Source organism: Mesorhizobium sp. P2_A8 (assembly GCF_056404935.1).
This window is the reverse complement of sequence record NZ_JBFUDB010000004.1, coordinates 412,531-428,051: the sequence shown is the minus strand read 5'-3', so window position 1 is coordinate 428,051 and position 15,521 is coordinate 412,531. Positions and strand designations below refer to the sequence as shown.

At 63.1% G+C, this 15,521-nt stretch carries 14 protein-coding genes; 7 read left to right on the top strand and 7 right to left on the bottom strand.

Translation table 11 applies throughout. The features are described from left to right. Window positions 1-39 precede the first annotated feature (39 nt). From AC1D10_RS14520 to AC1D10_RS14510, 3 genes are all read left to right on the top strand, one after another. Window positions 40-963 (top strand): sulfite exporter TauE/SafE family protein, encoded by a 924-nt coding sequence (locus AC1D10_RS14520; RefSeq protein ID WP_379107011.1) that lies wholly within the window; start codon window positions 40-42, stop codon window positions 961-963. Then, window positions 963-1,754, top strand: a complete 792-nt coding sequence (locus AC1D10_RS14515) for a TIGR02186 family protein (RefSeq protein WP_477272788.1) — start codon at window positions 963-965, stop codon at window positions 1,752-1,754. The genes AC1D10_RS14520 and AC1D10_RS14515 overlap by 1 nt, the downstream gene beginning before the upstream one ends. A 173-nt stretch (window positions 1,755-1,927) precedes the next feature. Continuing rightward, entirely contained in the window at window positions 1,928-3,184 is a 1,257-nt protein-coding gene (locus AC1D10_RS14510) for an Hsp70 family protein (RefSeq protein ID WP_477272786.1), read from the top strand. Window positions 3,185-3,194: 10 nt separating this feature from the next. On the opposite strand, the gene AC1D10_RS14505 is transcribed toward AC1D10_RS14510, so the two are convergent. Further along, window positions 3,195-4,103 (bottom strand): LysR substrate-binding domain-containing protein, encoded by a 909-nt coding sequence (locus AC1D10_RS14505; RefSeq protein WP_477272783.1) that lies wholly within the window; start codon window positions 4,101-4,103, stop codon window positions 3,195-3,197. A 278-nt stretch (window positions 4,104-4,381) separates the two neighbouring features. Between AC1D10_RS14505 and AC1D10_RS14500 the strand changes: the two genes are divergently transcribed. Genes AC1D10_RS14500 through AC1D10_RS14490 form a run of 3 tightly spaced genes read left to right on the top strand, consistent with a single transcriptional unit; the run spans window position 4,382 to window position 8,984 of the window. Then, window positions 4,382-7,312 (top strand): molybdopterin oxidoreductase family protein, encoded by a 2,931-nt coding sequence (locus AC1D10_RS14500; protein WP_477272781.1) that lies wholly within the window; start codon window positions 4,382-4,384, stop codon window positions 7,310-7,312. Further along, the gene (locus AC1D10_RS14495; RefSeq protein WP_477272779.1) at window positions 7,309-8,043 is read left to right on the top strand and encodes a 4Fe-4S dicluster domain-containing protein; all 735 of its coding nucleotides are present in this window, start codon (window positions 7,309-7,311) and stop codon (window positions 8,041-8,043) included. The genes AC1D10_RS14500 and AC1D10_RS14495 overlap by 4 nt, the downstream gene beginning before the upstream one ends. A 5-nt stretch (window positions 8,044-8,048) precedes the next feature. Beyond that, a complete protein-coding gene (locus tag AC1D10_RS14490; protein ID WP_477272777.1) occupies window positions 8,049-8,984 on the top strand; it encodes a dimethyl sulfoxide reductase anchor subunit family protein in 936 nt (311 codons plus the stop codon). 159 nt (window positions 8,985-9,143) lie between these two features. Here AC1D10_RS14490 and AC1D10_RS14485 read toward each other — a convergent pair whose 3' ends face one another. Beyond that, window positions 9,144-9,509, bottom strand: coding sequence for a hypothetical protein (locus AC1D10_RS14485; RefSeq protein ID WP_477272775.1), 366 nt, complete (start codon window positions 9,507-9,509; stop codon window positions 9,144-9,146). Window position 9,510: 1 nt separating this feature from the next. Next, on the bottom strand, window positions 9,511-10,395 hold the full coding sequence (locus AC1D10_RS14480; protein WP_477272773.1) for an NAD(P)-dependent oxidoreductase: 885 nt from the start codon (window positions 10,393-10,395) through the stop codon (window positions 9,511-9,513). 129 nt (window positions 10,396-10,524) lie between these two features. Here AC1D10_RS14480 and AC1D10_RS14475 point away from each other — a divergent pair, with 129 nt between their 5' ends. After that, complete coding sequence (locus tag AC1D10_RS14475; protein ID WP_477272771.1) at window positions 10,525-10,878, top strand: winged helix-turn-helix transcriptional regulator; 354 nt, start codon at window positions 10,525-10,527, stop codon at window positions 10,876-10,878. Here the strand turns inward: AC1D10_RS14475 and pdeM are convergent. The 4 genes from pdeM to AC1D10_RS14455 form a co-directional block, all read right to left on the bottom strand. Continuing rightward, complete coding sequence (gene pdeM / locus AC1D10_RS14470; protein ID WP_477272769.1) at window positions 10,875-11,591, bottom strand: ligase-associated DNA damage response endonuclease PdeM; 717 nt, start codon at window positions 11,589-11,591, stop codon at window positions 10,875-10,877. The two genes, AC1D10_RS14475 and pdeM, sit on opposite strands and share 4 nt — an antisense overlap. 13 nt (window positions 11,592-11,604) lie before the next feature. Next, window positions 11,605-14,124: a ligase-associated DNA damage response DEXH box helicase gene (locus tag AC1D10_RS14465; RefSeq protein ID WP_477272767.1), complete on the bottom strand. Its 2,520-nt coding sequence runs from the start codon at window positions 14,122-14,124 to the stop codon at window positions 11,605-11,607. A 114-nt stretch (window positions 14,125-14,238) separates the two neighbouring features. Beyond that, a complete protein-coding gene (locus AC1D10_RS14460) occupies window positions 14,239-15,099 on the bottom strand; it encodes a C40 family peptidase (RefSeq protein WP_477272765.1) in 861 nt (286 codons plus the stop codon). 27 nt (window positions 15,100-15,126) lie between these two features. Next, window positions 15,127-15,477, bottom strand: a complete 351-nt coding sequence (locus AC1D10_RS14455; RefSeq protein ID WP_056588405.1) for a MarR family winged helix-turn-helix transcriptional regulator — start codon at window positions 15,475-15,477, stop codon at window positions 15,127-15,129. Window positions 15,478-15,521: the final 44 nt, after the last annotated feature.

The following is a 15,521-nucleotide window of genomic DNA, read 5'->3' as shown; positions in this document are numbered from 1 at the left end:
TTGCATTCACCGACAGGCAGAACTGATCGAGACTGACGGGTGGGCATCTATCTCCCGATCGCGGAAATTTCCGTCAACGTCTTCGTGCTGCTGGCCATGGGTGCGGCAGTGGGTTTCCTGTCGGGCATGTTCGGCGTCGGCGGTGGCTTCCTCATCACGCCGCTGCTGATCTTCTACAATATCCCCCCGGCGATCGCGGTCGCCACTGGCGCCAACCAGGTCATCGCCTCCTCCTTCTCCGGCGTTCTTTCGCACATGAAGCGAGGCACGCTCGACTTCAAGCTCGGTGGCGTCTTGTTGGCCGGCGGCATCGTCGGCTCCACCGGCGGTATCTTCGTCTTCGCCTTCCTGCGCAGGCTCGGCCAGCTCGACCTGTTCATCTCGCTGCTTTACGTCGTTCTGCTCGGCACCGTCGGCGGGCTGATGCTGGTCGAAAGCGTCAATGCGCTACGCGCCACGCGCAGCGGTGCGGCACCGGTGCTGAAGAAATCCGGCCAGCACAACTGGATCCACCGCTTGCCGCTGAAGATGCGGTTCAGGGCCTCGAAACTGTTCGTCAGCGTCATCCCGGTGCTGGGTCTGGGCGCCGGCATCGGCTTCCTGTCGTCGATCATGGGCGTCGGCGGCGGCTTCATCATGGTGCCGGCGCTGATCTATCTCCTGAAAGTGCCGACCAACGTCGTCATCGGCACTTCGCTGTTCCAGATCATCTTCACCTCCGCCTATACGACGCTGGTCCACGCCACCACCAACCAGACCGTGGATGTCGTGCTGGCCTTCCTGTTGATGGCGGGCGGCGTTGCCGGTGCGCAATATGGCGCCAAGGCCGGCCAGAGGCTGCGCGGCGAGCAACTCAGGGCGCTGCTGGCGCTGTTGGTGCTGGCGGTGGCGATCCGGCTCGCCATCGATCTCTTCGTCACCCCGCCCAATCTCTATTCGCTGTCCGCCGCGGGCCTCAACTGATGACAGGCCCGAAAGCGTTCGCAGCCGTCCTTCTCCTGTCGCTGCTTGCGGCCGCTGTGCCAGCGAAGGCACAGACACCGCTAACGGAAGGCATCCAGATCGGGCTCTCCACCGACAATGTGTCGATCACCGCCGGCTTCTCCGGCGCCGACCTGACCATTTTCGGCTCGCTGGAAAATCCCGACCCGCTGGTTGCCCGTCAAGGTAGATACGATGTCATCGTCGTGCTCGAGGGTCCGCCAAGACCGGTGGTGGTGCGGCGCAAGGACCGGGTGCTCGGCGTGTGGGTCAATCTTGAGTCCGAAACCTTCGAGAACGTGCCGATGTCCTATTCGGTGGCGACGACGCGGCCGCTGCAGGACATCACCGAACCGAACAGCTACAGGCAGCTGTCACTCGGCGCCTCCAACCTCTACATGCAGCCCGCCGATGCCGGCGACAGCCCGGCGACCATCGAGGAATTCACCGCGGCACTGCGCGACCGCAAGTCGGCCACCGGCCTCTACAGCGAGAATGTCGGCGGCGTGCAATTCCTGTCGCAGAATCTGTTCCGCGCCACGGTCAGGCTGGCGCCGAATGTTCCAGTCGGCACCCACAAGGCGCGCGCCTTCCTGTTCAAGAGCGGCCTGTTCATCAAGGAAAGCTCGGCCCAGCTCGAAATCCGCAAGTCCGGTTTCGAGCAATCGATCTTCCGCGTCGCCCACGACTATTCCTTTTTCTACGGCGTCTTTGCGGTGTCGCTGGCCATGCTGACGGGCTGGCTCGGAAGAGTGGTGTTCCGAAAGGACTAATGCATGTCGCTTAAAGCGCGTCGTATGAATCCGTTTCGACCAGACGTGCTTTAAGCGCCGGACTTTTTTCCGAAAAAAGGTTTCCCTTTCCGGTGTCTTGCGTTAGAGCACGCCCCCGGCCTGGCCGAACACGAGCTGCCGCTCCCCAAAAGATGAAATACAGGAAACTTGCCATGCGACCAGCATTCGGCGGTATCGACTTCGGCACTTCAAACTCTACTGTCGGCGTGGTCCGCAATGGGCAGCCGCGGCTCGTTGCGCTTGAAGATGGCCAGGTCACGCTGCCCAGTGCCGTGTTCTTCAACTTCGAGGACAATCGCACCAGTTTCGGCCGCCACGCCATCGCCAATTACACCGACAGCATCGAAGGCCGGCTGATGCGCTCGCTGAAGAGCGTGCTCGGCAGTTCGCTTGCCCACGAGAAGACCCGCATCAAGGCCCGCTCGATCGGTTTCATGGAGATCGTCGGCCTGTTCCTCGGCCATCTCCGCAAAAAACTGGAGGAAGATGCCGGCGGCATGGTCGAGACGGTGGTGCTCGGCCGCCCCGTGCAGTTCGTCGACGACGATCCCGAGGCTGATGCAAACGCCCAGGGCGAGCTTGAAAAGGCCGCGCGAGCGCAGGGCTTCAAGCACATCGCCTTCCAGTTCGAACCGATCGCGGCGGCGCTCGACTATGAGCAGAAGGTGACGCGCGAGGAACTGGCGCTGATCATCGACATGGGCGGCGGCACGTCGGACTTCTCGATCGTGCGCGTCTCACCGCAGCGCTCCCGGTCGCTCGACCGCAAGGACGACATCCTGGCCAGCCGCGGTATCCATATCGGCGGCACGGATTTCGATCGGCTGCTGAGCATCGCCCATGTGATGCCGCAGCTCGGCTATCTGACCCCGACCAAGGACGGCAAGCGCAACCTGCCGGCCAGCTACTTCATCGATCTCGCGACATGGCAGCGCATCAACCTGGTCTACACCGCCAAGGCGATGACGCATCTGCGCCAGATCCGCTACGAGGCGGTGCGCGCCGACCTGGTCGACCGCTTCATCCACATCGTCGAACACCGCTATGGACATGCGCTGGCAGCGCTTGTCGAAAAGGCCAAGATCGAGCTGACCGACAGATCATCGGCTGAAGTGGCGGTGAAGCTGCCGGGCGCGGCGTTCGCCGCCGACATCACGCGCGAAGGGCTGGACGCCACGATTGCCCGGGACATCGAGCGGGTCACCGCAACGGTCGGGCAGACCATCCGCGACGCCCAGGTCAAGCCATCCGACATCACCGCGGTGTTCCTGACCGGCGGATCGACCGCGATCCCGCTGGCAAGACGAGAGATCCTGTCGCTAGTGCCACAGGCATCCGTCATCGACGGCGACATGTTCGGCTCGGTCGGACTTGGCCTCGCGCTGGACGCACAACGGAAGTTCGGCTGACACGCCCCACTCACGGGCGAGCGGGCACCGTTTCATCGGCGCCGGCGCCGAGATGTACCTTGAGCGCCATCTGGGCCAGGCTTGCCTGGCGATCGCGATGGGTGATCATGGCAAAGTCGCGCTTCGGCAATTCGAGCGGCACGGATCTGAGACTGCCTTCGGCGACGGCGCGCGCCACGACAAGCTCCGAGATGATGGTGGCGCCGGCTCCCGCCTCGACCGCCTGGCGAATCGCCTCGTTGCTCGGCAGCACCAGGAATATCTGCAGGTCCGCGAGTGAAATGCCTTCGCGGCGGGCCAGATCCTCCAGCACCTCGCGGGTGCCCGAACCACCCTCACGGATGATCCAGCGCAGGCCCTTGATATCGGGCCGGCCCTGAGAGACCTCGGCGATCTCCGGATGGGAGCTGGCGACGACCAGCATCAGCCTGTCGACGTCGACCTTGGCGCGGCGCAGGATGTCGGATTCGGTGCGCCCCTCGACCAGGCCGAGATCCGCCGCACCGTCGAGGACATTGGCCTCGACCTGCCTGGTGTTGCCGATGGTGACGCTCAGCCTGACGGCGGGATAGGCTTCGTGGAAGGAAGCCAGCCGGCGCGGCAGCCAATAGCTGGCGATGGTCTGGCTGGCGGCGATCGAAAGGCTGCCGGTGACCGTCTGCGAGACATGCTCCAGCACGTTGCGGGCAGCGGCGGCTCGCTCCAGCACAGCCTTGGCTTCTGGCAGGAACCGGTGTCCCGTCTGGGCGAGCTCGATATTGCGGCCGACGCGGTTGAACAGATGGACGCCGTGCTGTTCTTCAAGCGCGCGGATGGCGGCCGACGCGGCCGACTGGGAAATGCCCAGCAGCTCCGCCGCCTTGGTCATGTGGCCACGCTCGGCAACGGCGACGAAAATCCGCAACTGGTCCAGGGTCATGCGCGCATTAAGAACCAATATCGATCGAATTTACAAGAACAACTGATTAGACAGATCGATAGCTTTATTCTACGTTTTCGAGCGAAGTTAGAAAAAATTCGCCATTGGATGGCAGAGACTAAAATGATCGGGCGGTTCAGATCCCTAGTTGCCCATTGGACCCGCGGCATCCGGCGGCGGCTGGCCGGCGACCGCTATCACCCGGAAGAGCACTACATGCGCGGCCCCGGGCCAAAGACGCGAGCCAAATCCGCCGGCCGCGCAGGCACCACCAGATCATGATGCCCGGACCGCCGCGCGGCGCGAATTCGGCACCATCGCAACGCCCGCTTGCGGACACGCGCGCGCCCGATGAAGGCGACGGCGTCGACACTTCGCCAAGCATTTCCGACAGCATCGCCAAGACGACCTGCTACATGTGTGCCTGCCGCTGCGGCATCGATGTGCACATCAAGGACGGCAAGGTCCGCTACATCAACGGCAACAAGGACCATCCGATCAATCGCGGCGTGATCTGCGGCAAGGGCAGCTCCGGCATCATGCAGCACTACAGTCCTGCAAGGCTGAAGAAGCCGCTGTTGCGCACAGGCCCGCGCGGCTCTGGCGAATTCCGCGAGATCGAGTGGGAAGAAGCCTTCTCGATTGCCACGGACCGGCTCTCGGCCATCCGCCAGACCGATCCGAAGAGGCTTGCCTTCTTCACCGGCCGCGACCAGTCGCAATCGCTCACCGGCTGGTGGGCAAGCCAGTTCGGCACACCGAACTTCGCCGCCCATGGCGGCTTCTGTTCGGTCAACATGGCGGCCGGCGGCCTCTATACGATCGGCGGCTCGTTCTGGGAGTTCGGTGAACCCGACTGGGACAACACCAGATATTTCATGCTGTTCGGCGTTGCCGAGGACCACGATTCCAACCCGATCAAGATCGGCCTCGGCAAGCTCAAGGCGCGCGGTGCCAAGGTGGTTTCGATCAATCCGTGCCGTACCGGCTACAATGCGATCGCCGACGACTGGATCGGCATCCGGCCCGGCACCGACGGCCTGTTCGTGTTCGCCCTCATCCACGAACTGCTGAAGGCCGGTCGCGTCGATCTCGACTACCTCCTGCGCTACACCAACGCCCACTTGCTCGTCATCCAGGAGCCGGGCGCGGCCGATGACGGGCTGTTCGTCCGCGACGCCGACGGCAACCCGCTGGGCTGGGACAGGGTTGCGAAGCGACCGGTCAGCGCCACCGATGCCAGTGCGAAACCGGCACTGACCGGCAGCTTCACCGTCGACGGCCGCCGCTGCGTTCCGGTGTTCCAGCTCATTGCCGACCGCTACCTCGATGAGAGCTACGCACCCGATGCGGTCGCGGAGCGCTGCGGCATTCCTGCCGACACGATCCGCAGGATCGTCGCCGAACTCGCGCATGTCGCCTTCGAACAGACGATCGAACTGCCGGTGGCCTGGACCGACTGGGCCGGGCGCCGGCACGAGACGATCAAGGGCCGGCCGGTCTCGATGCATGCCATGCGCGGCATCTCCGCGCATTCGAACGGTTTTCATACTTGCCGCGCCATCCATCTCTTGCAGGTGCTGCTCGGCACCGTGGACGTTCCCGGCGGCTTCCGTTTCAAGCCGCCCTACCCCAGGTCCGCGCCGCCCGGGCCGAAGCCCGCCGGCAAGACCGTCAAGCCGATGACGCCGCTCGACGGCATGCCACTCGGTTTCGTCTGCGGCCCGGACGACCTTTTGGTCGATGAGGCCGGCACAGCTGTTCGCATCGACAAGGCCTATTCCTGGGATGCGCCGCTCGCCGCGCACGGTCTCATGCACACCGTCATCCGCAATGCCTGGGCCGGCGACCCGTACCCCATCGACACGTTGATGATGTATATGTCGAACATGGCCTGGAATTCCTCGATGAACACCGTCGAGACGATGGCGATGCTGACCGACAGCGACGAAGCGGGCAACTACCGGATCCCCTTCATCATCTATTCCGACGCCTATTATTCCGAGACCGTGCCGTTCGCCGATCTGGTGCTGCCGGACACGACCTATCTCGAACGCCATGACTGCATCAGCCTGCTCGACCGGCCGATCAGCCATGCCGACGGACCGGGCGACGCCATCCGCCATCCCGTCGTCGAGCCGGACCGCGACGTCAGGCCGTTCCAGTCGGTGCTGATCGAACTCGGTGCGCGACTTGGCCTGCCGGGCTTCGTCAATGATGATGGCTCCACCAGATACCGCGACTATGCCGATTACATCGTCAACCACGAGCGGACGCCCGGAATCGGCCCACTTGCCGGCTGGCGCGGCAAGGACGGAAGCTTAGTTGGCAAGGGCGAGGCCAATCCGGACCAATTGCAGCGCTACATCGACAATGGCGGTTTCTGGCACCAGGATTTCGCTGAAGATCAGCGCTACTACAAGATGGCGAACCGCTCCTATCTCGACTTCGCGGTGCAGATGGGTTTTGTCCCCAAGGCGGAGCCGATCGTCTTCCAGCTCTATAGCGAGCCCCTGCAGCGCTTCCGCCTCGCCGCGCGTGGCCATGGCCGCGTCTTGCCGCCGGAGGGCGACCGCCAGCGCATCGAGACCTACATGGACCCGCTGCCGTTCTGGTATACGCCCTTCGAGGAAGCGGCAGTCGACCTCGAAAAATATCCGCTGCATGCGCTGACGCAACGGCCGATGCATATGTATCATTCCTGGGGCGCGCAGAATGCGTGGCTGAGACAAATCACCAGCCAGAACCGGCTGTTCGTGCATCACCGGACCGCCGCTGGTCTCGGCCTGATCGATGACGACTGGGTGTGGATCGAAAGTATCAACGGCAGGGTCAAGGGGCAGATCAAGCTGGTCGACGGGGTGAACGGGAGCACGGTCTGGACCTGGAACGCCATCGGCAAGCGACGCGGCAGCTGGGGGCTGAAGGACGACGCCGCCGAATCCAATCGCGGCTTCCTGCTCAACCACATCATCGGCGACCAGACCTCGGCTGACACCAATGGCAAGCGCTATTCGAACTCCGACCCCGTGACCGGCCAGGCCGCGTGGTTCGATCTGCGCGTGCGCATCGTCAAATGCGGGGCCAAGGAAGCCGGCTTCACCGAGCCGCAATTCGAACGTTTCCAGCAACCGCCGCATTTCGAACCTTCACCCGACAAGCTCAGTTTCGGCGCTGACTTCCGGCGGGCAAGAGAGGTGGCCGAATGACCTGTCTGCCAAGTCAAAGCGGTAAGAAGCTCGGCCTGGTCATCGATCTCGATACCTGCGTCGGCTGCCAGGCCTGCGTCACCGCCTGCAAGGAGTGGAACACAGGTGGCCACATGGCACCGTTGACCGACATCGACCCCTATGGCGGCCATGTCGACGGCGTCTGGTTCAACCGCGTCCACAGCTACGAACACACCACCGAGATGGGCGGGCGGACCGTGAACTTCCCACGTTCCTGCCTGCATTGCGAAACGCCGGCCTGCGTCACGGTGTGTCCGACCGGCGCCTCCTACAAACGAGCCTCGGACGGCATCGTGCTGATCGACGAGGACAAGTGCATCGGCTGCAAATTGTGCAGTTGGGCCTGCCCCTATGGCGCGCGCGAATTCGACACCGATGTCGGGGTGATGAAGAAGTGCACGTTGTGCGTCGACCGCATCTACAATGACAATCTGGCCGAAGAAGACCGCGTGCCGGCCTGCGTCGCCGCATGCCCGACCAGCGCCCGGCATTTCGGCGATCTCGGCGATCCCGCGTCGGCCGTCTCGCAGTTGGTGGCGGAGCGCGGCGGCGTCGACCTGATGCCGGAGCTCTGCTATCACCCGACCAACAAATACTTGCCGCCGCGCGCCCACACCAAGCGCGCCGCATCGGTGGCCGCGCCGGCACTCGAACCGGTGCGGGCCGAAGGCGGCTTCCTCGGCTGGGTCGACCGCATGCTTTCGAACTGACATCCATGCATCCAGCCTTCTCCGTCGTCTTCTTCACCACGGCCACGGGCGCCGGCTATGGGCTGCTGGCGCTGCTGGGCGTGCTCGGAGGCCTCCAGATCATCGCGCCCGATTTCTGGCTGGGCTTGATCGGCATGGGGCTGGCACTCGGCCTGATCGTGGCCGGGCTGTTGTCCTCGACCGGCCACCTCGGCAGGCCTGAACGCGCATGGCGGGCGTTCTCGCAATGGCGCAGTTCATGGCTGTCGCGCGAAGGCGTTGCCTCTGTCGTCACCTTCATCCCGGCGGGACTGTTCGGCATCGGCTGGGTGTTTTTCGGCCGCACCGGCGGCTGGGTGGCCATCGCCGGATTGCTGGCGGCCATCGGCGCGGTCGTCACTGTCTGCACCACCGGCATGATCTATGCGTCGCTCAAGCCGATCGCCCAGTGGTACAGTCGCTTCACTTTGCCGGCCTACCTGATCTTCTCCGCGATGACCGGCAGTGTGCTGTTGAACGCGTTGCTGCAGGGATTTGCGATCGGCTCGAAGACCCTTCTGGCGGCCTCGGTGCTGCTGGGTCTGCTCGGCTGGGGTTGGAAACTGGCGACCTGGCGCTACAATGACCGGCTGGAAATCCCGACCACCGCCAACACCGCGACGGGGCTGACCGACGGAACGGTACGGTCGCTGGAATGGCCGCATACCGAGGAGAACTACCTGCTCAAGGAAATGGGGTTCCGCATCGCGCGCAAGCACAGCGCCCGCCTGCGCCAGATCACGCAGCTTCTGGCCTTCGCCTTGCCCGTCCTGCTTCTTGCAATTGCGTTCGCCTTGCCGTGGCCACTCGCCGCGATGCTGTCGGTCCTTGCCGCCGTCGCTCAGTTCGCCGGCATGCTGGTCGAAAGATGGCTGTTCTTCGCCGAGGCGAAACACACGGTCACGCTCTACTACGGAAGATAGAGCCACAGCCGCAACTTGAAGTCGGACTGTGTCGCAGCCCTATCTTCTTGCTTGAGCATCGGATTTTCCAAAACCAGTTTTGGGTCCGATGCTCGAGCCTCTTCGTCATCTGCTCAGTCGCCCGATCCTACCGTCCGAAACACGATCCGGACCGAAAAATCAAGACCGTTGCAACAAGCCGAAGAAGCCGATGATGCGTGTGATTTGTACCTGCTCAGCATCAAGAAAAGCTATGTCAAAGCCCTCTGGCAAGGATGATCCATCTGGCATCACGAATTTCCAAGTGAAGCGCGCGATGCCGTGATGAACATCCACGTTGCTTGTTCGCAGAATGCTGGCACCGGGATGCTTGCTCTGAATTCCCGCGATGTGGACGAGCAGTTCTTCCGCGCCAATAGCGTGAACAGTTGGATCTGTATACGTCGCCCCGTCGCTCAAGATCGGTAACAGCAACGCCCGCCGCTGCTCGGTGTTTTCGGTGGACCACGAAGCACAATATGTATCGATCATATGTACCAGCGACATGTTATTTTCCTGTCACCAGAAATTGTGAAAGCGCCGCGAAATCACCTTCCAAGTAGCCTTCCGCTATCGCCCGTTTGAAGATCGCATCATAACCATTGACCACGGAGCGGTCGATCTTGCGGGACTGCATCAACTCCAACAGATGCTGCAATGATCCATGGTGCGCGGAGATCGACGAGAGCGTTTCGTCATCGCTTGCAAATCGACCAGCGCGCGCACGCTTGATTAGGTCCGCCACAAGGCCGTCGACAACAGGCGCGGTTGCGGTCCACTGCCGCGCCAGTTCACCGAGTTCAATTTCTTCGGCCTGACACACGGCGATCGCATGGAGCGTTCCGAACAGAGCGCCCCACATGAGGGCCAGAAGTGCGCTATCGAGCGCGTTCGCACGTCCCGGTTCTTCGCCGATATGCTGGACATTGCCGCCCAAAGCGCGAAAAACGTCACTGTTCGAATCGAAAGCCTCAACGGCCCCCGAAATCAGGATTGTTCCAGCTTCCGTGCCGATAAAATCCGGCGTGGCCATGATCGCGCCATCAAGATAGCACGCGCCATGCTGTGTACACCATTCAGCAGCTTCCCGTGCGCCGCTGGGTGTTCCCGAAGTCAGTTCCACGATCAGCTTGCCGCGAATAACCGCAGCAATCGGGTCGCTGCGTAGCAGCGCTTTTGTCGCCGCGTAGTCGCTGACATTCACGATGATGATCTCGCTTTCATTGACGGCTTCCAGCACGGAAGGCGCAACTGCCGCGCCGAGTTTGACCAGTGGATCGGTCTTGTGTCTTGTTCTGTTCCAGACAGTCGTCCGATATCCCGACCGAAGCAGGCTATGTACGAGCGCCGACCCCATGCGGCCCGTTCCAATGACCGTGATTGAACGCTCCATCCCAATGCTCCATATCAATCGGCGGCGCGCGACCGCGCTTTGCTGAATCTTTTTGAGAGGTATGCCAAAACGAGCGGCGCGCGATACGCACCCGGGCGTAAGTGGTCACCAAACGGTAAGGAAGGCGCGATGAACAAGTCGGCGGACAATGGCTTTGCAGCGGCCGTCAAGATGGTCGAAGGAAAATGGAAAGTAGATATCCTTTGCGAACTCGGAACGGCCTCGCGCAGATTTGGCCGACTGAGACAGGCGCTTCCCGGCGTCAGTGAAAAGATGCTGGCGCAACAATTGCGTGAGCTAGAGGCTGATGGACTAGTCGACCGAAAGGTCTATTCTGAGGTCCCAGCGAAGGTCGTCTATTCGCTGACAGAACGCGGAGCGGCGCTCAATGCAGCAGCAGGTTCGTTATGCATATGGGGCGAGCAGTTTGGCCTCCCCGGCTGCACTCAGATCGTCAATGGCGCAAATCTGAATATCCGCTAGCCCGGCCGCAGCATCGAGCGGGAAATCGCAAAAATGCGGTCAGTGCCAAGCATGTAAGCCATCAGCGTGTCCAGCCGGAACAGCCCGGCGTAGGCGCGGTCGAGCACGTTGAGCGAGCCGGTATAGGCGCCGAAGGCCGGCATGATCATGCGGCCGCCGTCGCCGGCAAAGCAGCGCCGCCGCACCGAACGGCCGCGCTGGACGATGCGCGCGCAAGGATGCAGATGGCCTGCTATTTCACCTTCGACACGCTGCTTCGACGGCTCATGCCGAAACAGCAGCGAGCCTATGGCGAGTTCACGCACCGTCTCGCCGGGCAGATCAGCGGGCGCTTCCGGATCGTGATTGCCGGCAACCCAGAACCAGTCGCGGCCTGATATCAGCGCTTCCAGCCGTTCGCGGAAGCTCGCATGCATGCGCTCGGCGCCGCCGCCGTCATGAAAGCTGTCGCCCAGGCTGATGACGATGGACGGCTGATAGTCTGATATCACGGCCTGCAGTCTGAGCAGGGTCGCGCCGGTGTCGTAAGGCGGGATCAGCGCGCCGCGCCGCGCCAGTGACGAACCCTTTTCCAGATGCAGATCGGACACCGCCAACAGCCGAAGCTCGGGAAAATAAAGCACGCCGCGCGGGTCGCAGACGGCACGCTCGCCGGCGATGCCGACAAGGTCGGCCTCGGCGATCAGCGACGTGCGCGCCAGCGAAAAATTCATCAGGAAATCCGTCTCATCTTTGGCCCATGGCCTCCTCGACCAGATCGGCCGCTTCCATCAAAAGCGACTCGTTGGCGCCGCCATTCACCGATTCCTTGCCGATCTCCAGCATGATCGGCACGGCCAGCGGCGATATCTGCTCGAGATGCTTATGCATGATTCGACCGCGGACACGCGAGAGCATCTCGGCAAGTCTGCTGACATCGAGCAGTCCCGCAGATGCATCGGTGCGCGTCGCCTGCAGCAGGATATGGTCCGGTTCGTGGCTGCGCAGCACGTCGTAGATCAGGTCGGCCGACACGGTAACCTGGCGGCCGCTCTTTTCTTGCCCGGGAAAGCGCTTCTCGATCAATCCGGCGATGACCGCGCAGGTACGGAAGGTGCGCTTCAGCATCCAGCTATCGTTCAGCCAGGCCTCGAGATCGTCGCCCAGCATGTCTTCGTCGAACAAGGCGGCCAATGACGGCTTCTTCGCCTTGAACAGTGCCGCCATGTCGTCCAGCGCCCAGACGGCCAGCGAATAGTCGGTGGCGACGAAGCCGAGCGGGCGGGCATTGGCGCGCTCCAGCCGCCGCGTCAACAGCATGCCGAGCGTCTGGTGCGCCAGCCTGCCTTCGAAGGGATAGGCGACCATGTAGTGGCGGTTGCCGCGTGGAAAGGTCTCGACCAGCAGGTCACCGCGCTTCGGCAGCACCGACTTTTCCTTCTGCAGCCGCAGCCAGTCGGCGACCTGCTCGGGCAGCGCCTGCCAGCGGTCGCTATCGGCCAGCATGCCACGTACCTGATCGGCCAGGTAGGTCGACAGCGGAAACTTGCCGCCGGCATAGGACGGCACGATGATGTTGGCGCCGGCGCCGTTGGAGACGGCGCATTCGTTTTCGCGGATACCCTCGAAGCGCAGCACCTTGCCGGCAAACAGGAAATTGTCGCCAGGCCGCAGCGTCTCGGCGAAATACTCCTCGATCTTGCCCAGCACCGGCCCACCGCGCCCAGCCATGCCACGGCCCTGCCTGACATAGCGGACATTGAGTTCCGGCATTTCGACGATGGTGCCGACATTCAGCCGGTATTGCTGGGCAATGCGCGGATGCGAGACGCGCCACAACCCGCCGACCGTCTTGCGGATGCGGGCGTAGCGCTCGTAATTCTTCAGCGCGTAGCCGCCGGTGGCGACGAAATCGATGACACGGTCGAAGGTCTCGCGCGCCAGCGTGGCATAGGGCGCGGCACCGCGCACTTCTTCGAACAGATGGTCCGCATCGAAGGGAGCGCCACAGGCGACGCCCAGCACATGCTGCGACAGCACGTCGAGCGCACCATTGATCAGCGGCGGCGTGTCCTGCGCGCCGAGATAGTTGGCGTCAAGCGCCGCCCGGCATTCCAGCACCTCGAAACGGTTGGCCGGAATGAGGATCGCCTTGGACGGCTCGTCCATGCGGTGGTTGGCGCGGCCGATGCGCTGCGCCAGCCGGCTCGCCCCCTTCGGCGCACCGACATGAACGACCAGATCGACATCGCCCCAGTCGATGCCGAGATCGAGCGTCGATGTCGCGACGATGGCACGCAGCGCATTCTCGCCCATCGCCTTCTCGACACGCCGGCGCTGGCCGACATCGAGCGAGCCGTGATGCAGCGCAATCGGCAGCGAGTCCTCATTCGCCCGCCACAGTTCCTGGAACAGCAATTCGGCCTGGCTGCGGGTGTTGACGAACAGCAGCGTGGTGCGGTGCCTTTTGATCGCCTCATAGATTTCGGGAATGGCGTACCGAGCCGAATGGCCGGACCACGGCACATGCTGTTCCGAGTCGAGAATGGAGATGTCGGGCTTGGCCCCACCGGCCACGGTGATCAGGCCGGCCATGGCGCCCGGCGGATTCTGTCCGACCAGCCAACGCCGCAATTCGTCGGGCTCGGCGACCGTAGCCGACAAGCCTATCGTCTGCAGGCCAGGCACATAGCTGCGCAGCCGCGCCAGGCCGAGTGCCAGCAGATGCCCGCGCTTCGACGTCACCAGCGAGTGCAACTCGTCGAGCACGACATAGCGCAGATCCTCGAAGAAGCGTCGGGCGTCGGGCGCCGCGATCAGCAGCGCCAATTGCTCGGGCGTGGTGAGCAGAATGTCCGGCGGCACCAGCTTCTGGCGCTGACGCTTGTGCGCGGGCGTGTCGCCGGTGCGCGTCTCGATCGTGACAGGCAGGCCGATCTCTTCCACCGGCTTGCCGAGATTGCGCTCGATGTCGACCGCCAGCGCCTTCAGCGGAGAGATGTAGAGAGTATGGATACCGCGATGCGCCTGCCCCGGTTTTCGCCTTGGCCGGTTGGCCAGTTCGGTCAGCGACGGCAGGAACCCGGCCAACGTCTTGCCGGCGCCGGTCGGGGCAATCAGCAACACCGACTGCCCGCTTTGGGCTCTTGCCAGCAATTCGATCTGGTGGGCGCGCGGCGACCAGCCTTTCTCGCCAAACCACCTGATGAATGGTTCGGGCAGGGCCACAGTGGCATTCTGTTCGGCAAGGCGCGGCTGCTCTGTCACCCGCCAGAGGTAGCGCGACGGCGGTCAATCGCCAAGAAGAATCGGAACAAAAGGGGATCGAAGCTGATGCATATCGTTCCCCAAAACCGGGGATCCACTTTTAGGCGGCATGCATTAAGGCCGCCGAAACCCGGTTGGGCCGCCATAGAGGTAGCCGATGCGGGCGATCGCCTCTTTCAGCCCTTCGCGCGATACCAGCATGGTGTGCCCATTGGCATGGATCATGGTGTCGGTATCGGTCATGACGGCGACATGGCCTTTCCAGAAGACGAAGTCGCCGCGCCGCAACCCGCCATAGTCCGGGCCAGGATCGAGCGGCTCGCCGAGGGTCGCCGCCTGCATGTCGGAATCGCGCAGCACGTCGCTGCCAGCCATGCGCATCGCCAGTTGCACAAGGCCCGAACAGTCGATGCCGAAGCCCGAGGCGCCACCCCAGAGATAGGGTGTGCCGAGGAACATCTCGGCCACCGAAACATAGTCGGCGGCCACATTACTGAACGGCCGCACATGACCAGCGATGATCGCCTCGCCGGAGGGCAGGATGGCATAATGCGTGCCCCGGGTTTCGGCAGCATCCGCCACCGTCACCGTCGATCCCATCGACAATTGTCCCACGATCGGAAACCGCAAATCCGGCCCGGGATAGAGGAAGGTGCGCGGCACCGACACGATGTGGGTCGCGGCATGGTCCTGCCCGCCCAGCATGGTATCGGCGATATAGCCGACATAGCCGTCGCGTTCGGCCTGGATCCAGGCCCAACCTTCGGCGACCTCGAAGACGAGGACATCGTCACCGAATAGAAGCTGCGTATTGACGCCGGCATCCGGCCGCGGCGCCTTGCGCACATCGGCCACGGATGCGGTGATCCGCGCCGGCCGACCGGCGACGAAGCGGTCGGCGGCGACCTCGCCCTTCAGCCGTGCATCGGCAAGGTCGGAACGGAAAGCGTGAAGGCGGGCATCCCTGGCAGTCAAATCGGCAACTCGGTCAAGATTGGTCGGTCAGATCGGCAACTCGTGGGCCTTGGCGATGATACCATCGCCGAAGCGCTCGACAAAGAGCGCGCCCTCGACCGTGCGCCTGATCAGGACATTGCGCTTGTCGAGTTCGTCGCGATGCCGCGACACCAGTTTCAACGCACCCATCGTGTCGAGCGCGCGGGTGATCACCGGCTTGGTGACATTGAGCCGGGCGGCGAGCCCGCGCACCGTGTGCGGCGGCGGGTCGAGATAGATGGTGAACAAGATCGCCGTCTGACGCATGGTCAGATCGGGCGCGTCGTCGCGCACCTGCGACAGCATCACCTGCTGCCACAGTCGCAAGGCCTGGCTCGGGCGCATCGCAATCGACATCGAGCCAGCATGACGGCAAATTGTTTCGGTTCCGTTTCAGTTTC

Coding starts and splice junctions, on each gene's coding strand:
- AC1D10_RS14475 (WP_477272771.1), top strand. CDS start 10,525: ATGAACAAGTCGGCGGACAATGGCTTTGCAGCGGCCGTCAAGATGGTC.
- pdeM (WP_477272769.1), bottom strand. CDS start 11,591: ATGAATTTTTCGCTGGCGCGCACGTCGCTGATCGCCGAGGCCGACCTT.
- AC1D10_RS14485 (WP_477272775.1), bottom strand. CDS start 9,509: ATGTCGCTGGTACATATGATCGATACATATTGTGCTTCGTGGTCCACC.
- AC1D10_RS14455 (WP_056588405.1), bottom strand. CDS start 15,477: ATGTCGATTGCGATGCGCCCGAGCCAGGCCTTGCGACTGTGGCAGCAG.
- AC1D10_RS14515 (WP_477272788.1), top strand. CDS start 963: ATGACAGGCCCGAAAGCGTTCGCAGCCGTCCTTCTCCTGTCGCTGCTT.
- AC1D10_RS14490 (WP_477272777.1), top strand. CDS start 8,049: ATGCATCCAGCCTTCTCCGTCGTCTTCTTCACCACGGCCACGGGCGCC.
- AC1D10_RS14510 (WP_477272786.1), top strand. CDS start 1,928: ATGCGACCAGCATTCGGCGGTATCGACTTCGGCACTTCAAACTCTACT.
- AC1D10_RS14480 (WP_477272773.1), bottom strand. CDS start 10,395: ATGGAGCGTTCAATCACGGTCATTGGAACGGGCCGCATGGGGTCGGCG.
- AC1D10_RS14495 (WP_477272779.1), top strand. CDS start 7,309: ATGACCTGTCTGCCAAGTCAAAGCGGTAAGAAGCTCGGCCTGGTCATC.
- AC1D10_RS14500 (WP_477272781.1), top strand. CDS start 4,382: ATGATGCCCGGACCGCCGCGCGGCGCGAATTCGGCACCATCGCAACGC.
- AC1D10_RS14505 (WP_477272783.1), bottom strand. CDS start 4,103: ATGACCCTGGACCAGTTGCGGATTTTCGTCGCCGTTGCCGAGCGTGGC.